This window comes from Tenacibaculum piscium, from assembly GCF_021390715.1.
Classification (GTDB): domain Bacteria; phylum Bacteroidota; class Bacteroidia; order Flavobacteriales; family Flavobacteriaceae; genus Polaribacter; species Polaribacter piscius.
In genome coordinates this window covers 24,954-44,210 of record NZ_JAJGWT010000007.1, presented here as the reverse complement: position 1 = coordinate 44,210, position 19,257 = coordinate 24,954, and the positions used below count along the sequence as shown (strand labels likewise).

The 19,257-nt window shown below is 30.2% G+C and carries 15 protein-coding genes; 9 read left to right on the top strand and 6 right to left on the bottom strand.

Annotated features, from left to right (window positions below):
• Window positions 1–87: 87 nt before the first annotated feature.
• Entirely contained in the window at window positions 88–1,134 is a 1,047-nt protein-coding gene (locus tag L0U77_RS08160) for an RluA family pseudouridine synthase (protein ID WP_193706487.1), read from the bottom strand.
• 27 nt (window positions 1,135–1,161) lie between these two features.
• Window positions 1,162–1,743, bottom strand: coding sequence for a PASTA domain-containing protein (locus L0U77_RS08155; protein WP_101917135.1), 582 nt, complete (start codon window positions 1,741–1,743; stop codon window positions 1,162–1,164).
• A gap of 201 nt (window positions 1,744–1,944) precedes the next feature.
• On the opposite strand from L0U77_RS08155, the gene L0U77_RS08150 reads away from it, so the two are divergent.
• The 3 genes from L0U77_RS08150 to L0U77_RS08140 are packed head-to-tail and all read left to right on the top strand — an operon-like array spanning window position 1,945 to window position 4,716.
• Complete coding sequence (locus L0U77_RS08150; protein ID WP_193700028.1) at window positions 1,945–2,922, top strand: D-alanine--D-alanine ligase; 978 nt, start codon at window positions 1,945–1,947, stop codon at window positions 2,920–2,922.
• A gap of 25 nt (window positions 2,923–2,947) precedes the next feature.
• Complete coding sequence (gene coaD / locus L0U77_RS08145; protein ID WP_233897179.1) at window positions 2,948–3,400, top strand: pantetheine-phosphate adenylyltransferase; 453 nt, start codon at window positions 2,948–2,950, stop codon at window positions 3,398–3,400.
• On the top strand, window positions 3,397–4,716 hold the full coding sequence (locus L0U77_RS08140; RefSeq protein WP_233897178.1) for a hypothetical protein: 1,320 nt from the start codon (window positions 3,397–3,399) through the stop codon (window positions 4,714–4,716). Before coaD ends, L0U77_RS08140 begins: the two co-directional genes overlap by 4 nt.
• Window positions 4,717–5,956: 1,240 nt before the next feature.
• Here the strand turns inward: L0U77_RS08140 and murB are convergent.
• The 3 genes from murB to L0U77_RS08125 all read right to left on the bottom strand — a co-directional run bounded on the left by murB (window position 5,957) and on the right by L0U77_RS08125 (window position 8,858).
• The gene (gene murB / locus L0U77_RS08135; RefSeq protein ID WP_233897689.1) at window positions 5,957–6,964 is read right to left on the bottom strand and encodes a UDP-N-acetylmuramate dehydrogenase; all 1,008 of its coding nucleotides are present in this window, start codon (window positions 6,962–6,964) and stop codon (window positions 5,957–5,959) included.
• A gap of 45 nt (window positions 6,965–7,009) precedes the next feature.
• Entirely contained in the window at window positions 7,010–8,203 is a 1,194-nt protein-coding gene (locus L0U77_RS08130) for a pyridoxal phosphate-dependent aminotransferase (RefSeq protein ID WP_101917013.1), read from the bottom strand.
• A 274-nt stretch (window positions 8,204–8,477) separates the two neighbouring features.
• Window positions 8,478–8,858: a DUF1573 domain-containing protein gene (locus tag L0U77_RS08125; RefSeq protein WP_101917014.1), complete on the bottom strand. Its 381-nt coding sequence runs from the start codon at window positions 8,856–8,858 to the stop codon at window positions 8,478–8,480.
• A gap of 186 nt (window positions 8,859–9,044) precedes the next feature.
• Between L0U77_RS08125 and L0U77_RS08120 the strand changes: the two genes are divergently transcribed.
• On the top strand, window positions 9,045–11,681 hold the full coding sequence (locus tag L0U77_RS08120; RefSeq protein WP_233897688.1) for a valine--tRNA ligase: 2,637 nt from the start codon (window positions 9,045–9,047) through the stop codon (window positions 11,679–11,681).
• A gap of 205 nt (window positions 11,682–11,886) precedes the next feature.
• Window positions 11,887–13,425: an ArnT family glycosyltransferase gene (locus L0U77_RS08115; protein WP_233897687.1), complete on the top strand. Its 1,539-nt coding sequence runs from the start codon at window positions 11,887–11,889 to the stop codon at window positions 13,423–13,425.
• On the opposite strand, the gene L0U77_RS08110 is transcribed toward L0U77_RS08115, so the two are convergent.
• A complete protein-coding gene (locus L0U77_RS08110) occupies window positions 13,422–14,096 on the bottom strand; it encodes a phosphatase PAP2 family protein (RefSeq protein WP_233897686.1) in 675 nt (224 codons plus the stop codon). The two genes, L0U77_RS08115 and L0U77_RS08110, sit on opposite strands and share 4 nt — an antisense overlap.
• Before the next feature lie 258 nt (window positions 14,097–14,354).
• Between L0U77_RS08110 and L0U77_RS08105 the strand changes: the two genes are divergently transcribed.
• From L0U77_RS08105 to L0U77_RS08090, 4 genes are all read left to right on the top strand, one after another.
• Window positions 14,355–15,170: a beta/alpha barrel domain-containing protein gene (locus L0U77_RS08105; RefSeq protein ID WP_394369913.1), complete on the top strand. Its 816-nt coding sequence runs from the start codon at window positions 14,355–14,357 to the stop codon at window positions 15,168–15,170.
• 5 nt (window positions 15,171–15,175) lie between these two features.
• Entirely contained in the window at window positions 15,176–15,994 is an 819-nt protein-coding gene (locus L0U77_RS08100; RefSeq protein WP_233897685.1) for a hypothetical protein, read from the top strand.
• A 39-nt stretch (window positions 15,995–16,033) separates the two neighbouring features.
• On the top strand, window positions 16,034–17,599 hold the full coding sequence (locus L0U77_RS08095) for a bifunctional metallophosphatase/5'-nucleotidase (RefSeq protein WP_233897684.1): 1,566 nt from the start codon (window positions 16,034–16,036) through the stop codon (window positions 17,597–17,599).
• Between the two features lie 371 nt (window positions 17,600–17,970).
• Window positions 17,971–19,140: a DUF4856 domain-containing protein gene (locus tag L0U77_RS08090; protein WP_233897683.1), complete on the top strand. Its 1,170-nt coding sequence runs from the start codon at window positions 17,971–17,973 to the stop codon at window positions 19,138–19,140.
• Window positions 19,141–19,257: the final 117 nt, after the last annotated feature.

Sequence of the window (19,257 nt, the reverse complement as noted above, 5' to 3'; positions counted from 1 at the left end):
TTGATAAAGTATTTATAACGTTTTCATGAAGTAACAAGGGGTTTCAACCCCTTGTATTTTTTATATAATTTCATTTAAAATAAGAAATTATTCTTCGTCTAATTCTTGTAATTTAGAATTTTCAGAATAGGTACGCCATTTTGCTAAACAGGCTTCTATATCTGCAGGAATTTCAGTATTAAACTGCATAAATTCTCCTGTTTTCGGATGCGTAAATCCTAATGTTTTGGCATGTAATGCTTGTCTTGGCAATACTTTAAAACAATTGTTTACAAATTGCTTATATTTTGTAAAGGTTGTTCCTTTTAAAATATCGTTACCACCATAACGCTCATCATTAAATAAGGTATGTCCGATATGTTTAAAATGCGCTCTAATTTGATGTGTTCTTCCTGTTTCCAACTTACATTGCACCAAGGTAACATAGGTTAAACGCTCTAAAACTTTATAATGTGTTACGGCATGTTTTCCGTAATCGCCTTCTGGAAACACGTCCATTTGCAAGCGATTTCTAAAACTACGTCCGATATTTCCTTCAATAGTTCCTGTATCTTCTTTTACATCTCCCCAAACGATGGCATAATATAAGCGTTCGGTTGTTCTATCAAAAAATTGTTTTGATAAATGCGACATTGCGTATTCATTTTTAGCGACAACTAATAATCCGCTAGTATCTTTATCGATACGATGCACCAAACCAGGGCGTTCGTTAGAGTTTTTTGGTAAATTTTCAACATGATGAATTAATCCATTCACCAAGGTTCCTGAATAATTTCCATGTCCTGGATGCACGACCATTCCTGCGACTTTATTAACCACAATTACATCATCATCTTCATAGACAATGTCGATTGGTAAATCCTCAGCTACCAATAAATTTTCCGCAGGCGGATATGCCAAAACTACACGAACGATATCGGTTGGTTTTACTTTATGATTCGCTTTTACAGCCACTTCATTTACCAATACATTTCCTGCCTTAGCGGCTTGTTGAATTTTACTTCGTGTTGAATTTTCAATGAAGTTCATTAAAAATTTATCAACTCTTAAAGGCTCTTGCCCAGCGGTTGCTACAAACTTGTGATGTTCGTATAAATCGTCATTTTCTATTTCTAAATTTGTGTCTTCCTGCATGAATCTCTTATATATATTTTATATCAATTAGTTACCATTTCCATCTCCTAAAATTAGAGTGATGGTTGTTTTTTTAGGTAATTTTGTTCCTGGCGTAATTTTTTCGCCCTTATATTTCAATCCTCTAACAACATCTTTTCCGATATCGTTTACCAGTGTAACTTCTTTTCCGACAATAAAACCTTGCGATTGTAAGTGTGTTGTTGCTTGTCTTTTGGTACGTCCGTTTAGGTTTGGCACTTCAATATCTCTATATTTAGACGGATTTAATGTTAAGTATAGTTTTCTTTTTTCTTTGACAAAATCACCTACTTCTGGATTTTGTTCTATGACTGATTTCTTTGGATAATCAGGATTATAGGTTGCGCTATCAATAATGATAAAATCTAAATTAAGTTCGTCTAATTTTTTTTCAACTGCCGATAACGACATTTTATGCAAATTAGGAACTTGTATTTTTTGGTCGTGATTTGTTGTCACACCTAACCACCATTGCAATACAAAGACAAGTATCAGTAATGAAACAATAGCGATTCCTATTTGTATAAAAAAGGTTTTACTTTTTAGGAATTGCAATAAATTTTTAAGTTTTTCTGAAAAATTACTCATATTATTTTTTGATATTTTTTTTGATATATTTTGATCTATTTCTTGGAGATAATTTTTTGTATTTTTTTTTGATACGTTTGCAAATTTACAGTAAAAATATTAGTATTTTTAATTCATAAAGACTTAAACTAGTTTTTTTGGTAAGTTTGCATCTTTAGATGTTCAATTTCTTACAATATAAAAAATTCAAACACAGTAAAAGTGAAAAAAAATATAGCTATTATTATGGGTGGATATTCTTCTGAAGTAGCAATATCCTTACAAAGTGGTGCGGTTGTTTACGAGCATCTCGACAAAGAAAAATATAATGTATATAAAGTACATATTTTAAAAGACAAATGGGTTTTAGTTGATAAAAAAAACCTAGAATTCCCTATTAATAAGGATGATTTTTCTGCGGATATAAAAGGTAAAAAAGTCATTTTTGATGCTGTTTTCAATGCAATTCACGGAAATCCAGGTGAAAACGGTACTATTTTGGCTTATTTTGATTTAATCGGAATTAAACATACGTCTGCTCCTTTTTATCAAATGGCATTAACCTTTAACAAACGAGATACGTTAAGTGTTGTAAAAAATTACGGAATTTCAACAGCCATTTCGGTATATTTAAACCAAGGTGATCAAATTAATGTTGATGAAATCATTAAAAAAGTTGGCTTACCATGTTTTGTAAAACCTAATAATGCGGGTTCTAGTTTTGGGATTTCAAAAGTACATACAAAAGCTGAATTTATGCCTGCTTTAGAAATGGCGTATCAAGAAGATTCGGAACTATTGATTGAAAGTTTTTTAGATGGTACCGAGGTTTCGGTTGGTGTAATTCAGCACAAAGGTATTACGAGGGTTTTGCCGATTACGGAAATTGTTTCTGAAAACGATTTTTTTGATTATCAGGCAAAATACGAAGGAAAATCGCAAGAAATAACACCTGCACGCATCAGTAAAAGTCAAGAAAATCGTGTTATCGAAATTTCAAAACGAGTATATGACGTATTAAATATGCGTGGTTTTTCTCGTTCGGAATATATTTTTGTAAATGATGAGCCTCATTTTTTAGAAATGAATACGGTTCCTGGATTAACCGAAGCGAGTATTTTACCGCAACAAGCAAGACATGCTGGTATTTCATTAACTGAATTATTTGGTGATGCCATTGAAACTGCTTTAACACATTAAAAAATGACGTTAATTAATTAAAAATATGAAAAAAGCAGTTTTCCCTGGGTCTTTCGACCCGATTACCTTAGGACACGTTGATATTATTGAGCGTGGCGTTACCTTATTTGACGAATTAGTGATTGCTATCGGGGTAAATGCCGATAAAAAATATATGTTTTCATTGGAAGAACGCAAGCGTTTTATTGAAGAAACATTTAAGAATCAGCCAAAAATTAAGGTTGTTATTTACAGCGGATTAACCGTAAAATTTTGTCAGGAAGAAAAGGCTCAATTTATATTACGAGGTTTGCGAAATCCTGCGGATTTTGAATTTGAAAAAGCCATTGCGCACACGAATCGAAAATTATCAGAAATAGAAACTGTTTTTTTATTGACATCGTCTGGAAAAAGTTATATTTCATCGTCTATTGTTCGTGATGTTATCCGAAATAATGGTGATTATACAGGTTTAGTTCCTGGTGCGGTTCGCGTATGATTTTCGATTTTAATGCCGAAAATTCGTCTAATTTCTTACAGAAACATGGTAAAATTGCTTTAGCATATTTTTTAATCATTGCTTTTTTAGGTGTTTTACTTCGCTTATTTGCTGTAATTGATGTGCCTATAAATTATCGTTTTATGGTACACGCACATTCTCACACGGCTTTACTGGGTTGGGTTTACACGGCATTTACGACGCTTATTTACGCGATGTATTTCAAGAAAAATGAGCTTGATATTCGTTCTAAAAAAAAGTATCAAAAAATATTTTTCGCCACACAGATAAGCATTATTGGTATGCTTATCTGTTTTCCTTTTATGGGCTACGCCTTTTTTTCGATTTTATTTTCTACCTTATTTTTAATTGCCTCTTATTTCTTCGGATATTTTATTTTCAAGCATACTTCACCCCTTCAAAAACAAACAAATTCATACAAATGTATTCGGATTTCATTATGGTATATGATGCTTTCAAGTTTAGGACCTTGGGCGTTAGGAATCATTATAAAAACGGAAGGAATTGGCAGTAGTTTATATAAAAATGCTATTTATTTTTACCTTCATTTTCAATATAATGGTTGGTTTATTTTAGCAATTTTTGGTATTTTCTTCTATATTTTAGAACAAAATAACGATTATAAACAAGATAATCAGCAAAATAAAAAAGCTAAAATTACATTATCAAAAAAGCAATTTCAAGTATTTTTTTGGATGTTTAACAGCGGTGTTTTTTTAACTTTTGGAATTTCACTTTTATGGATGAAACCTAGTATTTTTGTTTATTTAATCAGTGGTTTTGGTGCGTTGTTACAATTGATTTCTTTTTCTTTTTTGATTAAAAACTTAATGGTTTATCAACAGCAAATCAAAAGTATTTTTTCGAGATTTTCGGTAGTAACTTTTCAACTATTAAAAATAGTGGTTGTTTTTTTGATGTTAAAATTAGTATTTCAACTCATTGCTACAATTCCTTATTTTTCAATCATTATTTTTTCAAATATTGATTTTATAATTGGTTATTTGCATTTTATTTTTCTGGGGATTATCAGCCTTTCGATCATTCTTTTTTTACATCAATTTAAGTTGATAAAACTCACTAAAAAAAGCATTTTGTTTTATTTAATTGGTTTTTTTTTAACTGAAATTGTAATTTTTTATAAAGGAATTATCGGTTGGTTACAATTTGATATATGTAACTATTATTTTGAATTTTTAGTTATTGTCAGTTGTTTTTTGCTGATTTCTATTGGTATGATATTTAGTTCTCAATTTAAGAACTTGTTTGAATTTTATCAAAAAAAAGTTTTATAGCATGAAAACAGAAAATCGAATCCGTCAAACTGAATTTATTTCAGTTTCGCATCCTGATTTGCCGTAGTTCTTTCCTTTTTTTTTTGATGATTCTTGTCAATTCGAGTGATTTTAATGACTAAAAGGAATTAAAATTGTATCGAGAATTTGAATTATTTTATCTTGATGAATTTTGATGCTAAAAAAGTTCTCGATACAATTTTTTTGAAGGAAAAAAATCACTCGAACTGACAGTTTCTTTAATTTTTAAACAGGCTCTTATAATTTTCTTATTTTTTATAGAAATTCGTTTAAAACAAAGAATCCTTGGCTAGCGAAAGTATCTTGCTTGTGCTAAAACAGTTTTTATTTCTTGTGTTTTACTTTGTTCACGAGCAAGATGCTCGCGATAGCGATATATAATTTTTACAGGAAATTTAAATAGACTTTTATTAGAATATCCTTGGCTAGCGCAAGCATCTTGCTTGTGCTAAAATAGTTTTTTTATTTCTTGTGTTTTACTTTGTTCACGAGCAAGATGCTCGCGATAGCGATATCTAATTTTTACAGGAAATTTAAATAGACTTTTATTAGAATATCCTTTGCTAGCGAAAGTATCTTGCTTGTGCTAAAACTGTTTTTTTATTTGTTTTTAATTTTGTTCACGAGCAAGATGCTCACGATAGCGATATCTAATTTTTATAGGAAATTTAAATAGTTTTTTATTAGAGCCTGTTTAAAAATTAAATAAAAAACCAAATTCTCGTCATTCTGAATTTATTTCAGAATCGCATAAAGAGAAGAACTACGGCAAATCAGGATGCGAAACTGAAATAAATTCAGTTTGACGGATTCGATTTTTCAACTATAAAATGTTTTTAAATAAAATTTAAACAGGCTCTTAGAATATCCTTTGCTAGCGAAAGTATCTTGCTTGTGCTAAAACTGTTTTTTTATTTCTTGTGTTTTTTATTTTGTTCACGAGCAAGATGCTCACGATAGCGATATCTAATTTTTACAGGAAATTTAAATAGATTTTTTTTAGAATATCCTTGGCTAGCGCAAGCATCTTGCTTGTGCTAAAACAGTTTTTATTTCTTGTGTTTTTAACTTTGTTCACGAGCAAGATGCTCGCGATAGCGATATCTAATTTTTACAGGAAATTTAAATAGTTTTTTATCAGAATATCCTTGGCTAGCGCAAGCATCTTGCTTGTGCTAAATCTTGTTTTTACTTTGTTCACGGAAGTTTAAATAGACTTTTATATAATATTGACTTCAATTTCTAAAGAAATATCAAACTTATCAAGAATAATTTTTTGAATTTTTTGTGCTAGTTTTAGAATTTCATTTCCAGTAGCATTTCCGTAATTTACTAAAACGAGGGCTTGTTTTTCATGAACGCCACAACTGTCAAATCTTTTACCTTTAAATCCGATTTGTTCAATTAACCAACCTGCTGGAATTTTAACCTGATTTTTTGAAATTTCATAATTCGGCATTAACGGAAATTGATTGATAAGCGTTTCAAAAAGTTCTTTTGAAATAATAGGATTTTTAAAAAAACTTCCGCTGTTACCGATTTTTTTAGGGTCGGGAAGTTTTTCTTTTCGGATAGCAATTACGGCATCAGAAATATTTTTTATCGTTGGATTTACAATGTTTTTAGAGTTTATTTCGGCTTCGATAGCACCGTAAGAAGTATGTAATTGATGTTCTTTTTTACTCAATTTAAAACAAACAGAAGTAATAATATATTTGCCTTTCGAAGCATTTTTGAAAATAGAATTTCGATAGCCAAAATTACAATCTTCATTTGAAAAGGATACTAATTTTTGGGTTTCAATCGCTACGGCTTCCACACGCGTAATCGTATCTTTTACTTCCACGCCATATGCTCCGATATTTTGAATCGGGCAAGTTCCTACATTTCCAGGAATTAACGATAAATTTTCAAGTCCTCCATAATCTTGAGAAACGCACCAAAGCACAAATTCGTGCCAATTTTCACCCGCATTTACGGTGATAAAAATGTTGTCTTCAGTTTCACTATCAATAGAAATCCCTTTGATATTAAGATGAACCACTAATTTTTCAATATCTTTTGTTAATAGCATATTGCTTCCACCAGAAATTAAAAATAACTCTTTTTCTGATTTTAAAAGTTGCTGTAAATTATAAAGGGAATCAATACTAACAAAGCGTTTGGCATTCACAGAAATGCCAAACGTATTGTAGTTTTTTAAAGATATATTTTCTTGAATTTTCAAAATTTTCAATGAATTTCAATTTTTTTGATGAATTTATTGATGCTTTTATTTATTAGGATATTTTGTCAAAGCAATTTTTAAGATTTCAACCGAACGAATTAAATCAACTTTATTTAATACATAAGCGATACGAACTTGATTTTTTCCCTCTCCTTCTGTCGAATAAAATCCGCTTGCAGGAGCTACCATAACTGTTTCGTTATGATCATTAAATTCTTCTAAAAGCCATTGTGAAAATTTATCAGCATCGGCAACAGGTAATTCTACGACACAGTAAAAAGCTCCTTTTGGATTCGCAACTTTTACGCCGTCAATTTTTTGTAATTCAGAAATTAAGGTATTTCTACGTTCTTGATATTCTTCAATTACTTCATCAAAATAACTTTGAGGGGTGTCTAAAGCCGCTTCACTAGCTAATAAAGCATAGGTTGGTGGGCTTAAACGTGCTTGTGCAAATTTAATTGCAGTGTTCATAAATTCCTCATTTCGAGAAACAATGCAACCGATTCTTGCACCACACATACTGTAACGTTTTGAAACAGAATCAATCATAATTGCGTTTTCTGATAAACCGTCTAAAGTCATTATTGAATGATGCTTTGCACCATCATAGGTAAATTCACGATATACTTCATCAGCAATTAAAAATAAATCGTGCTTTAAAACAATTTGCTTTAATTTTTCAATTTCAGCAGCACTGTATAAATATCCAGTCGGATTTCCTGGATTACAAATTAAAATTGCTTTTGTTTTCGGTGTAATTAATTTTTCAAAATCTTCAATAGCAGGTAAGGCAAAATTATCCTCTATTTTAGAAATTACAGGAACTACTTTTACTCCTGAAGCCGTAGAAAAACCATTGTAATTCGCATAAAAAGGCTCAGGAATAATAATTTCATCACCTGGATCGGTAATACTTCCGATAGTAAATAATAACGCTTCAGAACCTCCCGTAGTGGCAATAATATTATTTGCCGTTACATGAATGTCGTTTTTAGCGTAGTAATTTGCAAGCTTCGTTCGGTATTGTTCAGAACCCTCCGAACGAGCGTATGATAATACTTCAATAGTATTGTTTTTAACTGCATCTAACGCTACTTTAGGCGTTTTAATATCAGGTTGACCAATATTTAAATGATACACTTTTGTGCCGTTTTTTTTAGCAGCCTCTGCAAAGGGAACCAATTTACGAATTGGTGATTGAGGCATAGAATTCCCTTTTAAAGAAATAGTAGGCATAGGATATAATTTTATGGTTGTTTAATGCAAATTTGCAAAATATATTTCGAAAAATAGAGCTTATATATAAATAAAAAGAACTTTAGATAATGCCGAAACTCAATAAATAGACTTAGCCCCGATTGAAGCATCTGTTTGAGCTCCTTTTTTTGATTTTTCTTCAAAAAAAGAGCGAGTGCGGAAAGCGGGAAATAGCTCCAAAAAAAAAGTGTCAATATTTATGCAATATTGACACTTTAAAAAGACTTTAAAAAGAACTATTATTTAGTCTTAATTATTTTACAGAAGCTACATCTTTCGAAATAAATCCTTTGATTTTAACACGCTTTCTGGTGTTCTTTGCATTCGAAACAATCGTTAACGCCTTAGAGAATCCTCCAACTCTTTTGGTGTCGTAAGAAACATCGATACTCCCTTTCTGACCTGGCATAATTGGCGCTTCAGGCTTTTTAGGAACCGTACAACCACAAGCAGAAATAATATCTTTAATAATAATAGGCTCATCACCGATATTCGTAAATTCAAACGTGCGTTTTCCTTCAGAACCAACCGCTATTTTACCATAGTCGATAGTTTCTGTTTCAAATTTAAATTCTTGTGCGCTAACTGTTAATGTTATAAAAAGAACAGCTACAAATGATAAAATGGTTTTCATAATTGATACGTTATTTAAGGAAATTAATCCGTTACAAATTTAATATTATTTTTTTAGTTAAAAAAAACCAACATCTAATTTTTTATACCACTATAGATAATTGTATTTTTGTTTTTTTAATTTCAAAAACAATGCCAAAGCATAAGTAATTTGAAAAAACTTATGGCATAAATATACATAAAACATATGAATATTCCATCAAAATACGATTCTAAAGAAGTAGAAGGAAAATGGTACGATTACTGGATGAAACATAACTATTTTCATTCAGAAGTAGATGAGCGAGAACCTTACACCATTGTAATACCGCCACCTAACGTAACGGGAGTATTGCATATGGGACACATGTTAAACAACACGATTCAAGATGTGTTAATCCGTCGTGCTCGTTTACAAGGTAAAAATGCGTGTTGGGTGCCTGGAACCGATCACGCATCAATAGCAACCGAAGCAAAGGTAGTCGCAAAACTAAAAGAACAAGGAATCGATAAAAATGATTTAACTCGTGAAGAATTCTTAGCGCACGCTTGGGAATGGAAAAATGAATACGGAGGAATTATTTTAGAGCAATTGAAAAAATTAGGTGCTTCTTGCGATTGGGAACGTACTGCCTTTACAATGGATCCTGCGTTATCAGCATCTGTAATTAAAGTTTTTGTTGATTTATATAATAAAGGATTAATCTACCGTGGTTATAGAATGGTAAATTGGGATCCTGAAGCAAAAACAACCCTTTCTGATGAAGAAGTTATTCATGTTGAAAAACAAGGAAATCTTTATTATTTAGAATATAAAATTGAAGGTTCTGACGAAAAATTAACCATCGCAACCACACGTCCTGAAACTATTTTCGGAGATACTGCAATTTGTATCAACCCAAATGATGAACGTTTTACACATTTAAAAGGTAAAAAAGCAATTGTTCCTTTATGTAATCGTGTAATTCCTATTATTGAAGATGAATATGTAGACGTTGAATTCGGAACTGGATGTTTAAAAGTTACTCCAGCACACGATGAAAATGATAAAGTTTTAGGAGATAAGCACAAATTAGAAGTAATCGATATTTTTAATGATGATGCTTCTTTAAACTCTTTTGGATTACAGTATCAAGGAAAAGATCGTTTTGTAGCTCGTAAATTAGTCGTTAAAGAATTAGAAGAAAAAGGAATTTTAGTAAAAACAGAAGTTCATATTAATAAAGTAGGAACATCAGAAAGAACTAATGCTGTTATCGAACCAAGATTGTCAGATCAATGGTTTTTAAAGATGGAAGAGTTAGCAAAACCTGCTATTGATGCTGTTTTAGGAGAAGATAGCGAAATTAAATTATATCCGAAGAAATTTGAAAATACGTACCGTCATTGGATGGAAAACATCCGTGATTGGAATATTTCGCGTCAATTATGGTGGGGACAACAAATTCCTGCGTATTTCTATGGCGATGGAAAAGAAGATTTTGTAGTTGCTGAAAGTATTGAAGAAGCGGTAGTTTTAGCAAAAGATAAGACAAAGAATACTTCGCTGTCGGCGTCCGACTTAAGACAAGATGAAGATGCGTTAGATACGTGGTTTTCTTCTTGGTTATGGCCAATGTCTGTTTTTGATGGAATTAATAATCCTGAAAATGAAGAAATCAAATATTATTATCCAACAAACGATTTAGTTACAGGACCAGATATTTTATTTTTCTGGGTAGCAAGAATGATTGTTGCAGGATACGAATATAAAGATGAACGTCCTTTTGAAAACGTTTATTTAACAGGTTTAGTACGTGATAAACAACGTAGAAAAATGTCGAAATCGTTAGGGAATTCACCTGATGCTTTAAAATTAATTGAAGATTATAGTGCCGATGGTGTTCGTGTCGGATTATTATTAAGTGCTGCCGCAGGTAACGATTTAATGTTCGATGAAGACTTATGTAAGCAAGGAAAAGGATTTTCAAACAAAATTTGGAATGCTTTCCGTTTAGTTACAGGTTGGGAAATTGACGAAACTATCGAACAGCCTGAATCAGCAAAAATAGGTTTAGAATGGTATGCTGTTAAATTTCAAACGGTGTTAGCTGAAATTGAAGATCATTTTTCTAAATATCGTTTATCAGATGCTTTAATGGCTATCTATAAGCTAATTATGGATGATTTTTCATCATGGTTATTAGAAGCCGTAAAACCAGCGTATCAACAACCAATTGACAAAAAAACATTTGATGCCGTAATTGCTGTTTTTGAAGATAATTTAAAAATATTACATCCATTTATGCCTTTCTTATCCGAAGAAATTTGGCAACATATTACGGATAGAACGCCAGAAGAAGCGTTAATTATTGCAAAATATCCTGAACTTAAAAAAGTAGATACAACAATACTTGGTCAGTTCGAATTTGCTACGGATGTTGTATCAGGAATTAGAACTATCAGAAAAAATAAAAATATTTCATTTAAAGATGCTGTTGAATTATCAGTAGTAAATAATGAAAATTTCACCAATAAATTTGATGTTTTAATTGAAAAATTAACCAACGCATCAAAAATTAAGTATGTTTCAGAAAAAGTTGATGGAGCTTCGTTTAGAGTAAAATCGAACGAATATTTTATTCCTGTAGCGGAAGAAGAAATTGATGTAGAAGCTGAAACTATTAAGTTAAATGCTGAATTAAAAAGAGCAGAAGGTTTCTTATTCGGAATTCAAAAGAAATTATCAAATGAGCGTTTTGTAAGCAATGCACCAGATCAGGTAATTGTTATTGAACGTAAAAAAGAATCAGATACGTTAGCGAAGATTGAAACGATTAAAAGTAGTTTAGCTTCTTTAAAATAATTTTTTTCTCATAAAAAGATAAATCCGATGATTGTAAAAAATTATCGGGTTTTTTGTATTTTATAATTATATGAATATCATTTTATTTATTATCTTAATAAGAATCTTTCTAGTTGATAATGTTAATAAATGGCTTTATATATTTAATAATTCCTTAAAAGTAGAATAGATACATTTGTTTTTGTATTAAAAACAAGTTGTATTTATGAAACATAAAAACGTTTATATACTTTTAATTATTTCGCTAATAGTTTTTACAGCAGGTATTGGTAGTATTGATATCTATTTTTTAGATGAAGCTAAAAATGCTATTTGTGCCAGAGAAATGATGCAAAATAATAACTATATCATACCAACGTATAATGGTGTTTTAAGATCAGATAAACCTCCTTTACATTATTACTTTATGATTTTGTCATATAAAATTTGGGGCGTAAATCCTTTTGCTGCCAGATTTTTTTCTGCAATAATGGGGGTGTTAACGGTTGTTTGTTTGTATTTGTTTTCAAAAAAATATGTAGGAACTAAAACCGCTTTTTATGCAAGTTTACTTTTAGTTAGTTCTTTACATTTTAATATACAAATGCACTGGAGTGTTCCTGATCCTTATTTTATTTTTTTAATGACACTTTCAGGGCTTAGTTTTTATGAATTTTATAATACAGGGAAAAGAAAATGGTGGTTTATATTTTATATATCATTAGGCTTATCATTTTTAACCAAAGGTCCGGTAGGTATTGTTTTATTAAGTTTAGCGGTTTTTTTATTTTTAATTATAATGAAAGATTTTAAATGGAAAACAATCAAAAAAATTAATCCTTTTTTAGGGATTCCATTGTCTTTAAGTATTGCTTTTCCGTGGTTTTATGCTGTTCATAAGGCTACAAAAGGTGAGTTTACAAATAATTTTTTCTTTAAACATAATTTTGAGCGTTTTACCAGCGAAATGGAAGGGCATGGAGGTGTTTTTTTATTAACCATACTTTTTGTGATTTTAGGTTTAATTCCTTGGTTTTTCTTTTTATTAAAATATAAATTAATTAAGATAATTATAAAAGAAAACAGTTTTCTTTTATTCAGTTTTTGTGTTTCGGTAAGTATTGTTGCTTTTTTTATGATTTCAGGAACAAAATTACCAAATTACACCGTTCCTGCTTATCCGTGGATTTTTATGTTGCTCTCAGCAATATTGATGAAGGTTCAAAATAAAAAACCTTTTTTAATCGCAATATTAGTAGTGTCAATTATTTTGCCTATCGGAATAATTATAGGAATACAGCAAGATAAAGTTATTTATAATCTTTATCTTTTGGGAACATCTTTCTTTATAATTACTATAGGAGCATTGATTGCTTACAAATTACGAAACACAACGTACAAATGGATTCATGCTTTAAGTGCTAGTTGGCTTTTGATGGCTTTGGTATTTTTTTATGGAGTTTTTCCTATTATTGATAAAGAAAATCCTGTAGAGAAAACAATTTCATTATTTGAAGAAAATCAAAATGTAGTAGGTTATGGAGTTATAAATTCAGCATTTATTTTTAAAATGAAAAAAGAAATTCCTATTTTTAAAAATATTGATGACTTAAAAACACATATAGATAATCATCCCAAAGGAGGAATGGTTATTACTCGGGCTCATAAAAAGAATGAAGTATTATTTGAATCTTTAGGTTTAATAGAAGTTGCAAGAGAAAGAGATTTGTTTGAAAATCCTACAACATTAATTTTAAAGTTCTAAGTTTTTTTGATGACTAAAACAATAAATGTTGAAATAAATCCTAAAAAAGCACCAAACGCTACATCTATTAGAAAATGTTGTAATAAATAAACTCTAGATAAACCTGCTAAACAAGTTAAAAGAAGTAACGTAAATTGCCAGTTTTTATTTATCTTAAAAAAAAATAGCGTAAAGAAAAATAAAGAAAATACAGTTAGCGTATGCCCTGAGGGAAAACTATTATAACTATGAATAGTTACTTCGGGTACTTTATGTAAAGAGCTAAATAAATCATTACTAAAGTATGCTTTTGGTCGCGGTGCACCTTTGAATATTAATTTTTTTAAAAACCAAGAAAAACCTGTTTGTATCAGTAGTAAGTAAATTAAATATTTTATGTTTTTCTTTTTTATAAAAAAACATAAAATAGCTAAAGGCAAGTATAATAGAGCATCTCCTAAATAGGTAATGTATTTAAAAAAAAAGTCTAAAAACGAATTGTGATATTTATTAAAAGTAATTAAAAAATCTCCTTTAGGCATACTTGTGCTAGAGAAAAATAAAGTAGAAAGAATAATAACTATTGATAAAAAAAGGATGAGGTTTTTTTTAATAAAAGAACTTAAAAAACTAAGATAGTTATCATATTCTTCTTTTTTCGAAATATAAATAGCGTCTTTATAATTTAACATTACAGTTTATTTAAGGTTGAGTTCCAAAATTAAAAAACCGCTTTTATCTAAATGTTAATTATTTTTTTATTGATTTTATGAAATAGTTAATTGTTTTTTTTCTTTTTGAATAATGATAAAAAGAGTTCATTTTTATTTAATAAAAGAAATGTTAATTAATAGTATCTAAAGAAAAGAAGATTTATAAACTAAATCAAAATATGTATATTTGGCACAATGGTTGAGACTATAAAAATTATAGAATGTCCGAGGGACGCAATGCAAGGAATAAAAAATCGTTTTATTTCTACAGAAGCTAAGGTAAAATACATTAATTCACTATTAAATGTAGGCTTTGATACGATTGATTTTGGAAGCTTTGTGTCGCCCAAAGCAATTCCTCAAATGAGAGATACTGCCGCTGTTTTATCGAAGTTAGATTTGTCAAAAACACGTAGTAAATTATTAGCAATTGTAGCAAATGTGAGAGGCGCAAATGATGCCGCTCAATTTGAAGAAATAGATTATTTAGGATATCCTTTTTCAATATCTGAAAATTTTCAAATGCGAAATACGCATAAAACAATTGAACAATCGGTGGATACTTTAAAAGAAGTTTTATCAATCGCCAATAGAAGTAATAAAGAAGTTGTGGCATATATGTCAATGGGTTTTGGAAATCCGTATGGAGATCCGTGGAATGTAGAAATAGTAGGAGAATGGACGGAAAAATTATCCAAACTAGGCGTTAAAATTTTATCTTTATCAGATACCGTTGGTAGTTCAACCCCTGAAGATATCAATTATCTATTCTCCAACTTAATACCGAGTTATCCTGAAATAGAATTTGGAGCTCATTTACATACGACTCCCGCAAAATGGCACGAAAAAGTAGACAGTGCTTTTAAGGCAGGATGCAAACGTTTTGATGGCGCAATTATGGGATACGGAGGTTGCCCGATGGCAAAAGATGAATTAACAGGGAATATGCCAACAGAAAAATTATTGTCATATTTTACTGCAAAAAAAATAGCAACAAATATAAAACCAATGAGTTTTGAGAGTGCTTATAATAAAGCTCTTGAAGTTTTTTAAAGCTTATGAAATTTAAAATTAACATACTTTTCTTCTTTCTAATTGTTTTTTGTCAAACGGTTTTTTGCCAATCTATAACTGATGAGCGAATAGGAGTGTGGCAAATTAAAGACGGTATTTTAATTATCAATAATTCGAATAAAAATGATTTAGCGAACGATTATTGGAAAGAATTTTACCGTATTTTCCCAAAAGAATTAACTACAAAATATGTTAAACGAATCGTTTTAATGACCGATGGCGTAGATAATAAAGTCGGTGCATTAGTGTCTTTAAATGCTAGAAATGATAAATGGCAACTCGAAATAGATGTAAAAGATGTAAATCTTAAAACTAGAAATAAAAAAAGATTACACGAATCTATTTATACGATGGTGCATGAATTTGGACACTTATTAACACTCAATAAAACACAAATAAGACCAACTACAAAAATAGAACAAGGAGAAGGTGAACTTTATTTAACACATGAAGGAGAGGCGTATCGAAAAAGTTATATCAACCGATTTGTAAACCTATTCTGGAAAGGAAATCTATTGACTCGATGGGATAAAATTCAACGAGATTATTGCTATACTGAAGCAAATTGTGTGGAAAAATTATACGATTTATATCAAAATAATTCTACAGAATTTTTAACAGATTACGCCGCAGAAAGTCCTGAAGAAGATATCGTAGAGAGTTGGACTGCATTCGTTTTAAGACCAAAAATTAAAAAACCAAGAACAATCGCTCATAAAAAAAGAAATTTTTTTTACCAATTTCCAGAATTAGTAGAATATCGTAAAACAATCAGACAAAATACCCGTAAATATCTTCATTAAAGATTTGTAAATTATCAAAAAAATAGATTAAAAATATAAATGAAACAATTTAAACTACTAATAATCGTCCTACTAACAGTCCTTGTTAGTAGCTGTGGTTCTCAAAAAAATACACAAAACAACTCGAAAAATAATTCGAAAACTGTTTATCAATTTAAAAAAGATTCCACAAAAACATACTTTAATATTCTACAATTAAACGATGTGTACGAAATCGCTCCGATTCAAAGTGGTAAGTTTGGCGGAATGGCAAGAGTAGAAACGGTGCATCAAAACTTAAAAAATGAAAATAAAAATACCATGCTCGTTTTGGCAGGTGATTTCTTAAATCCATCATTAATAGGAGCTATGAAAGTTGATGGAGCTCGTGTGAGAGGTCAGCAAATGGTGGAGGTAATGAATGCGATGAATTTTGATTTGGTCGCCTTTGGTAATCATGAACTAGACCTAAGTTACACCAACTTACAAGAACGATTAAATGAAAGTCATTTTGATTGGATTTCATCAAATGTATTGCATCATAAAAATGGAAAACATCATTATTTTCATAAAGTAATCAACGGAAAAAAAGAAAGCTTAGAAGATTCATATATCAGAGAATTTTTAAATCCTGACGGTTCGACCTTAAAAGTTGGTTTTATAAGTGCTTGTATTGCATCAAACCCAAAAAGTTATGTGTATTATGGCGATGTATATCAGGAGATAAAAAGAGCTTACAATGAAATAAAAAACAAGGTAGATGTCGTTATTGGACTAACACATTTGAACTTAGAACAAGATAAAAAAGTTGCCGAATTATTACCAAATCTTCCGTTAATAATGGGCGGACATGAGCATACGAATAGTTATGATGAAATCGGAAATGTTGTTATAGCCAAAGCAGATGCCAATGCTAAAACAGTCTATATTCATCGATTTGAATACGATCCAACCACTAAAAAAATTAAACTAAAATCAGAATTAAAAGAAATTAATCACAAAATTCCTACCGATCAAAAAATAGGCGTTATTGTTGATAAATGGCAAACGATTCTAAAAAATAAAATTCAAGATATTGTATCGAATCCGTACGAAGTGATTTATAAAACAAAAATTCCTTTAGATGCTAGAGAAACACCTATTAGAAGTACACAAACAAATATGGGTGAAATTATCGCAAAATCAATGAGTTTTGCCTACAATAATACGGTTGATTGTGCTTTGGTAAATGGTGGTTCTGTTCGTATTGATGATGCTTTAGTAGGAAAAATAAGCGTTATTGATATTTTTAGAGTATTGCCTTATGGAGGACAAATTCTGAAAGTGAAAATAAAAGGAAAATTACTAAAAGAAGTATTAGAATTTGGCGAAAATTCGGCAGGAACTGGCGCTTATTTACAGCGTTATAACGCAACAAAAATAGGCGATATCTGGAAGATAAAAAATCAGCAAATAAATAATAATAAAATATATACGGTTGCTTTTTCAGATTATTTATTAAAAGGATATGATATTCCAATGTTATCCGAAAAAAATCCAGACGTACTTTCTATACATACTCCAAAATCATCAGAAGTAAGTTACGATATTAGAAAAGCGGTTATTCAATATCTTAAAAAACAATAACTACATTCTAGAGTTTGAAGGTAATTTGAAGGTAAGAGAGTAAGCTCAAGACAAGGGGTTAAAACCCCTTGTTTTAAAAATAAAAATGCGTTAAAGGGAATTTATTTTAGTTTCTCATCCTGATTTGCCACAATTTTTAGCTCCTTCTAACAAGGGGTTTTAACCCCTTGTCGTCATTTTTTGCCACTATATTTTTTCAGATCAAATTGAAATAGGTTTTTGAAAGAAAAAAATCATTAGAACTAAAAGTTTGTTTTTTTATTTAAAATAAGTCTTAATAAGTTTTGTTTAAATGATTATCTATTTTACATTTGCACTCGTAAAACAAATAATTGTTTAAATTTAATCTTAATAAGTTAAAAAATAAAAAAATGAAAAGAATATTTCTATCAACATTAGTGCTTTCAACGTTACTTTTTGCTTCTTGTTCAGAAGACAAGTCCGACCCAGTTGTAAATGTTGAAGCTCCAGCAACGTATAATTTTGAAAACGTAAGTTTTTCAGGACAAGTTACTCGTTTAAAAATGGCAGGTGAATTTAAAAACGCCTTAGGAAAAGATGGTTTTGCTATTAAAGAAGACGTTTCTGCTGAAGTTGCTTTAACAAAATTAACCAATATGTTTGCTAAGGGAACTGGTTTTGCTGATGCAACATTAAAAGGTAAAATATTAAGAGAAACGATTGCATCAGGAAGTAGTTCTACTTTAACAAGCGTTCAAAGTGATGCATTACGTACAAAAATAGACGGCTGGATTAAAGATTTTGCACAAAATGTTGTACCAGCAAAAACAAACGATGCATCTAAAGGTATTGCGGGTAATTTAGAGAATAAAAGATACGTAAATGCAAAAGGTATTGAGGTAAATCAAGCGGTTGCTAAAACAATGATTGGTGCTATTATGTTAGACCAAATTGTAAATAAATATGTATCAAAAGAATATTTAGCAGGTGCAACTGCTGATAATGATGCAGATAAACCATATAAAGAAGGCGCTAAATATACTAAATTACAACATGGTTGGGATGAAGCATATGGTTATGTTTTTGGTTTAGAAGATGATTATAAAAAACCTGTAAATAGTACCGATGCTAGAAAAGGATTTTTAAATTCATATTTAAAATCAGTAGAAGCTGATGAAGATTTTAAAGGAATTTTCGATAACGTAAACAATGCCTTTAAAAAAGGACGACAAGCAATTGTTGTTAAAAATTACGAGGTAATGCACGAACAAGCAGCAATTTTAAGAATGGAATTGTCTAAAGTAATCGCTATTAGAACGGTACATTATTTAGTGAAAGGAAAAGGTGCTAAAAATGCAAGTACATTACACGCATTGTCGGAAGCTTATGGTTTTGCACACGCAATGATGTTTGCACACGCTAACGGACCAACAGGGATACAACAAGTCGGTACAATGATGAACAGCACGATTGAAGCCTTAGAAAAAGATGGTTTATGGTCTGTAAAAGATGAAACATTAGATGTTTTATCAAAAAAATTAGCAAGTTATTACGGTTTTACAGTAGCAGAAGCATTGTAATATTTGTAAATAAATGCAAATAAACAAAAATTAATTAGTGAAATAATTTATATAAAAAATAGCTATTTAAAATAGCTATTTTTTTTTACTTTTGCAGTTGTTATTTAGACTAATAAA

Coding starts and splice junctions, on each gene's coding strand:
- L0U77_RS08160 (WP_193706487.1), bottom strand. CDS start 1,134: ATGCAGGAAGACACAAATTTAGAAATAGAAAATGACGATTTATACGAA.
- L0U77_RS08155 (WP_101917135.1), bottom strand. CDS start 1,743: ATGAGTAATTTTTCAGAAAAACTTAAAAATTTATTGCAATTCCTAAAA.
- coaD (WP_233897179.1), top strand. CDS start 2,948: ATGAAAAAAGCAGTTTTCCCTGGGTCTTTCGACCCGATTACCTTAGGA.
- L0U77_RS08140 (WP_233897178.1), top strand. CDS start 3,397: ATGATTTTCGATTTTAATGCCGAAAATTCGTCTAATTTCTTACAGAAA.
- L0U77_RS08130 (WP_101917013.1), bottom strand. CDS start 8,203: ATGCCTACTATTTCTTTAAAAGGGAATTCTATGCCTCAATCACCAATT.
- L0U77_RS08125 (WP_101917014.1), bottom strand. CDS start 8,858: ATGAAAACCATTTTATCATTTGTAGCTGTTCTTTTTATAACATTAACA.
- L0U77_RS08120 (WP_233897688.1), top strand. CDS start 9,045: ATGAATATTCCATCAAAATACGATTCTAAAGAAGTAGAAGGAAAATGG.
- L0U77_RS08115 (WP_233897687.1), top strand. CDS start 11,887: ATGAAACATAAAAACGTTTATATACTTTTAATTATTTCGCTAATAGTT.
- L0U77_RS08110 (WP_233897686.1), bottom strand. CDS start 14,096: ATGTTAAATTATAAAGACGCTATTTATATTTCGAAAAAAGAAGAATAT.
- L0U77_RS08105 (WP_394369913.1), top strand. CDS start 14,355: ATGCAAGGAATAAAAAATCGTTTTATTTCTACAGAAGCTAAGGTAAAA.
- L0U77_RS08100 (WP_233897685.1), top strand. CDS start 15,176: ATGAAATTTAAAATTAACATACTTTTCTTCTTTCTAATTGTTTTTTGT.
- L0U77_RS08095 (WP_233897684.1), top strand. CDS start 16,034: ATGAAACAATTTAAACTACTAATAATCGTCCTACTAACAGTCCTTGTT.
- L0U77_RS08090 (WP_233897683.1), top strand. CDS start 17,971: ATGAAAAGAATATTTCTATCAACATTAGTGCTTTCAACGTTACTTTTT.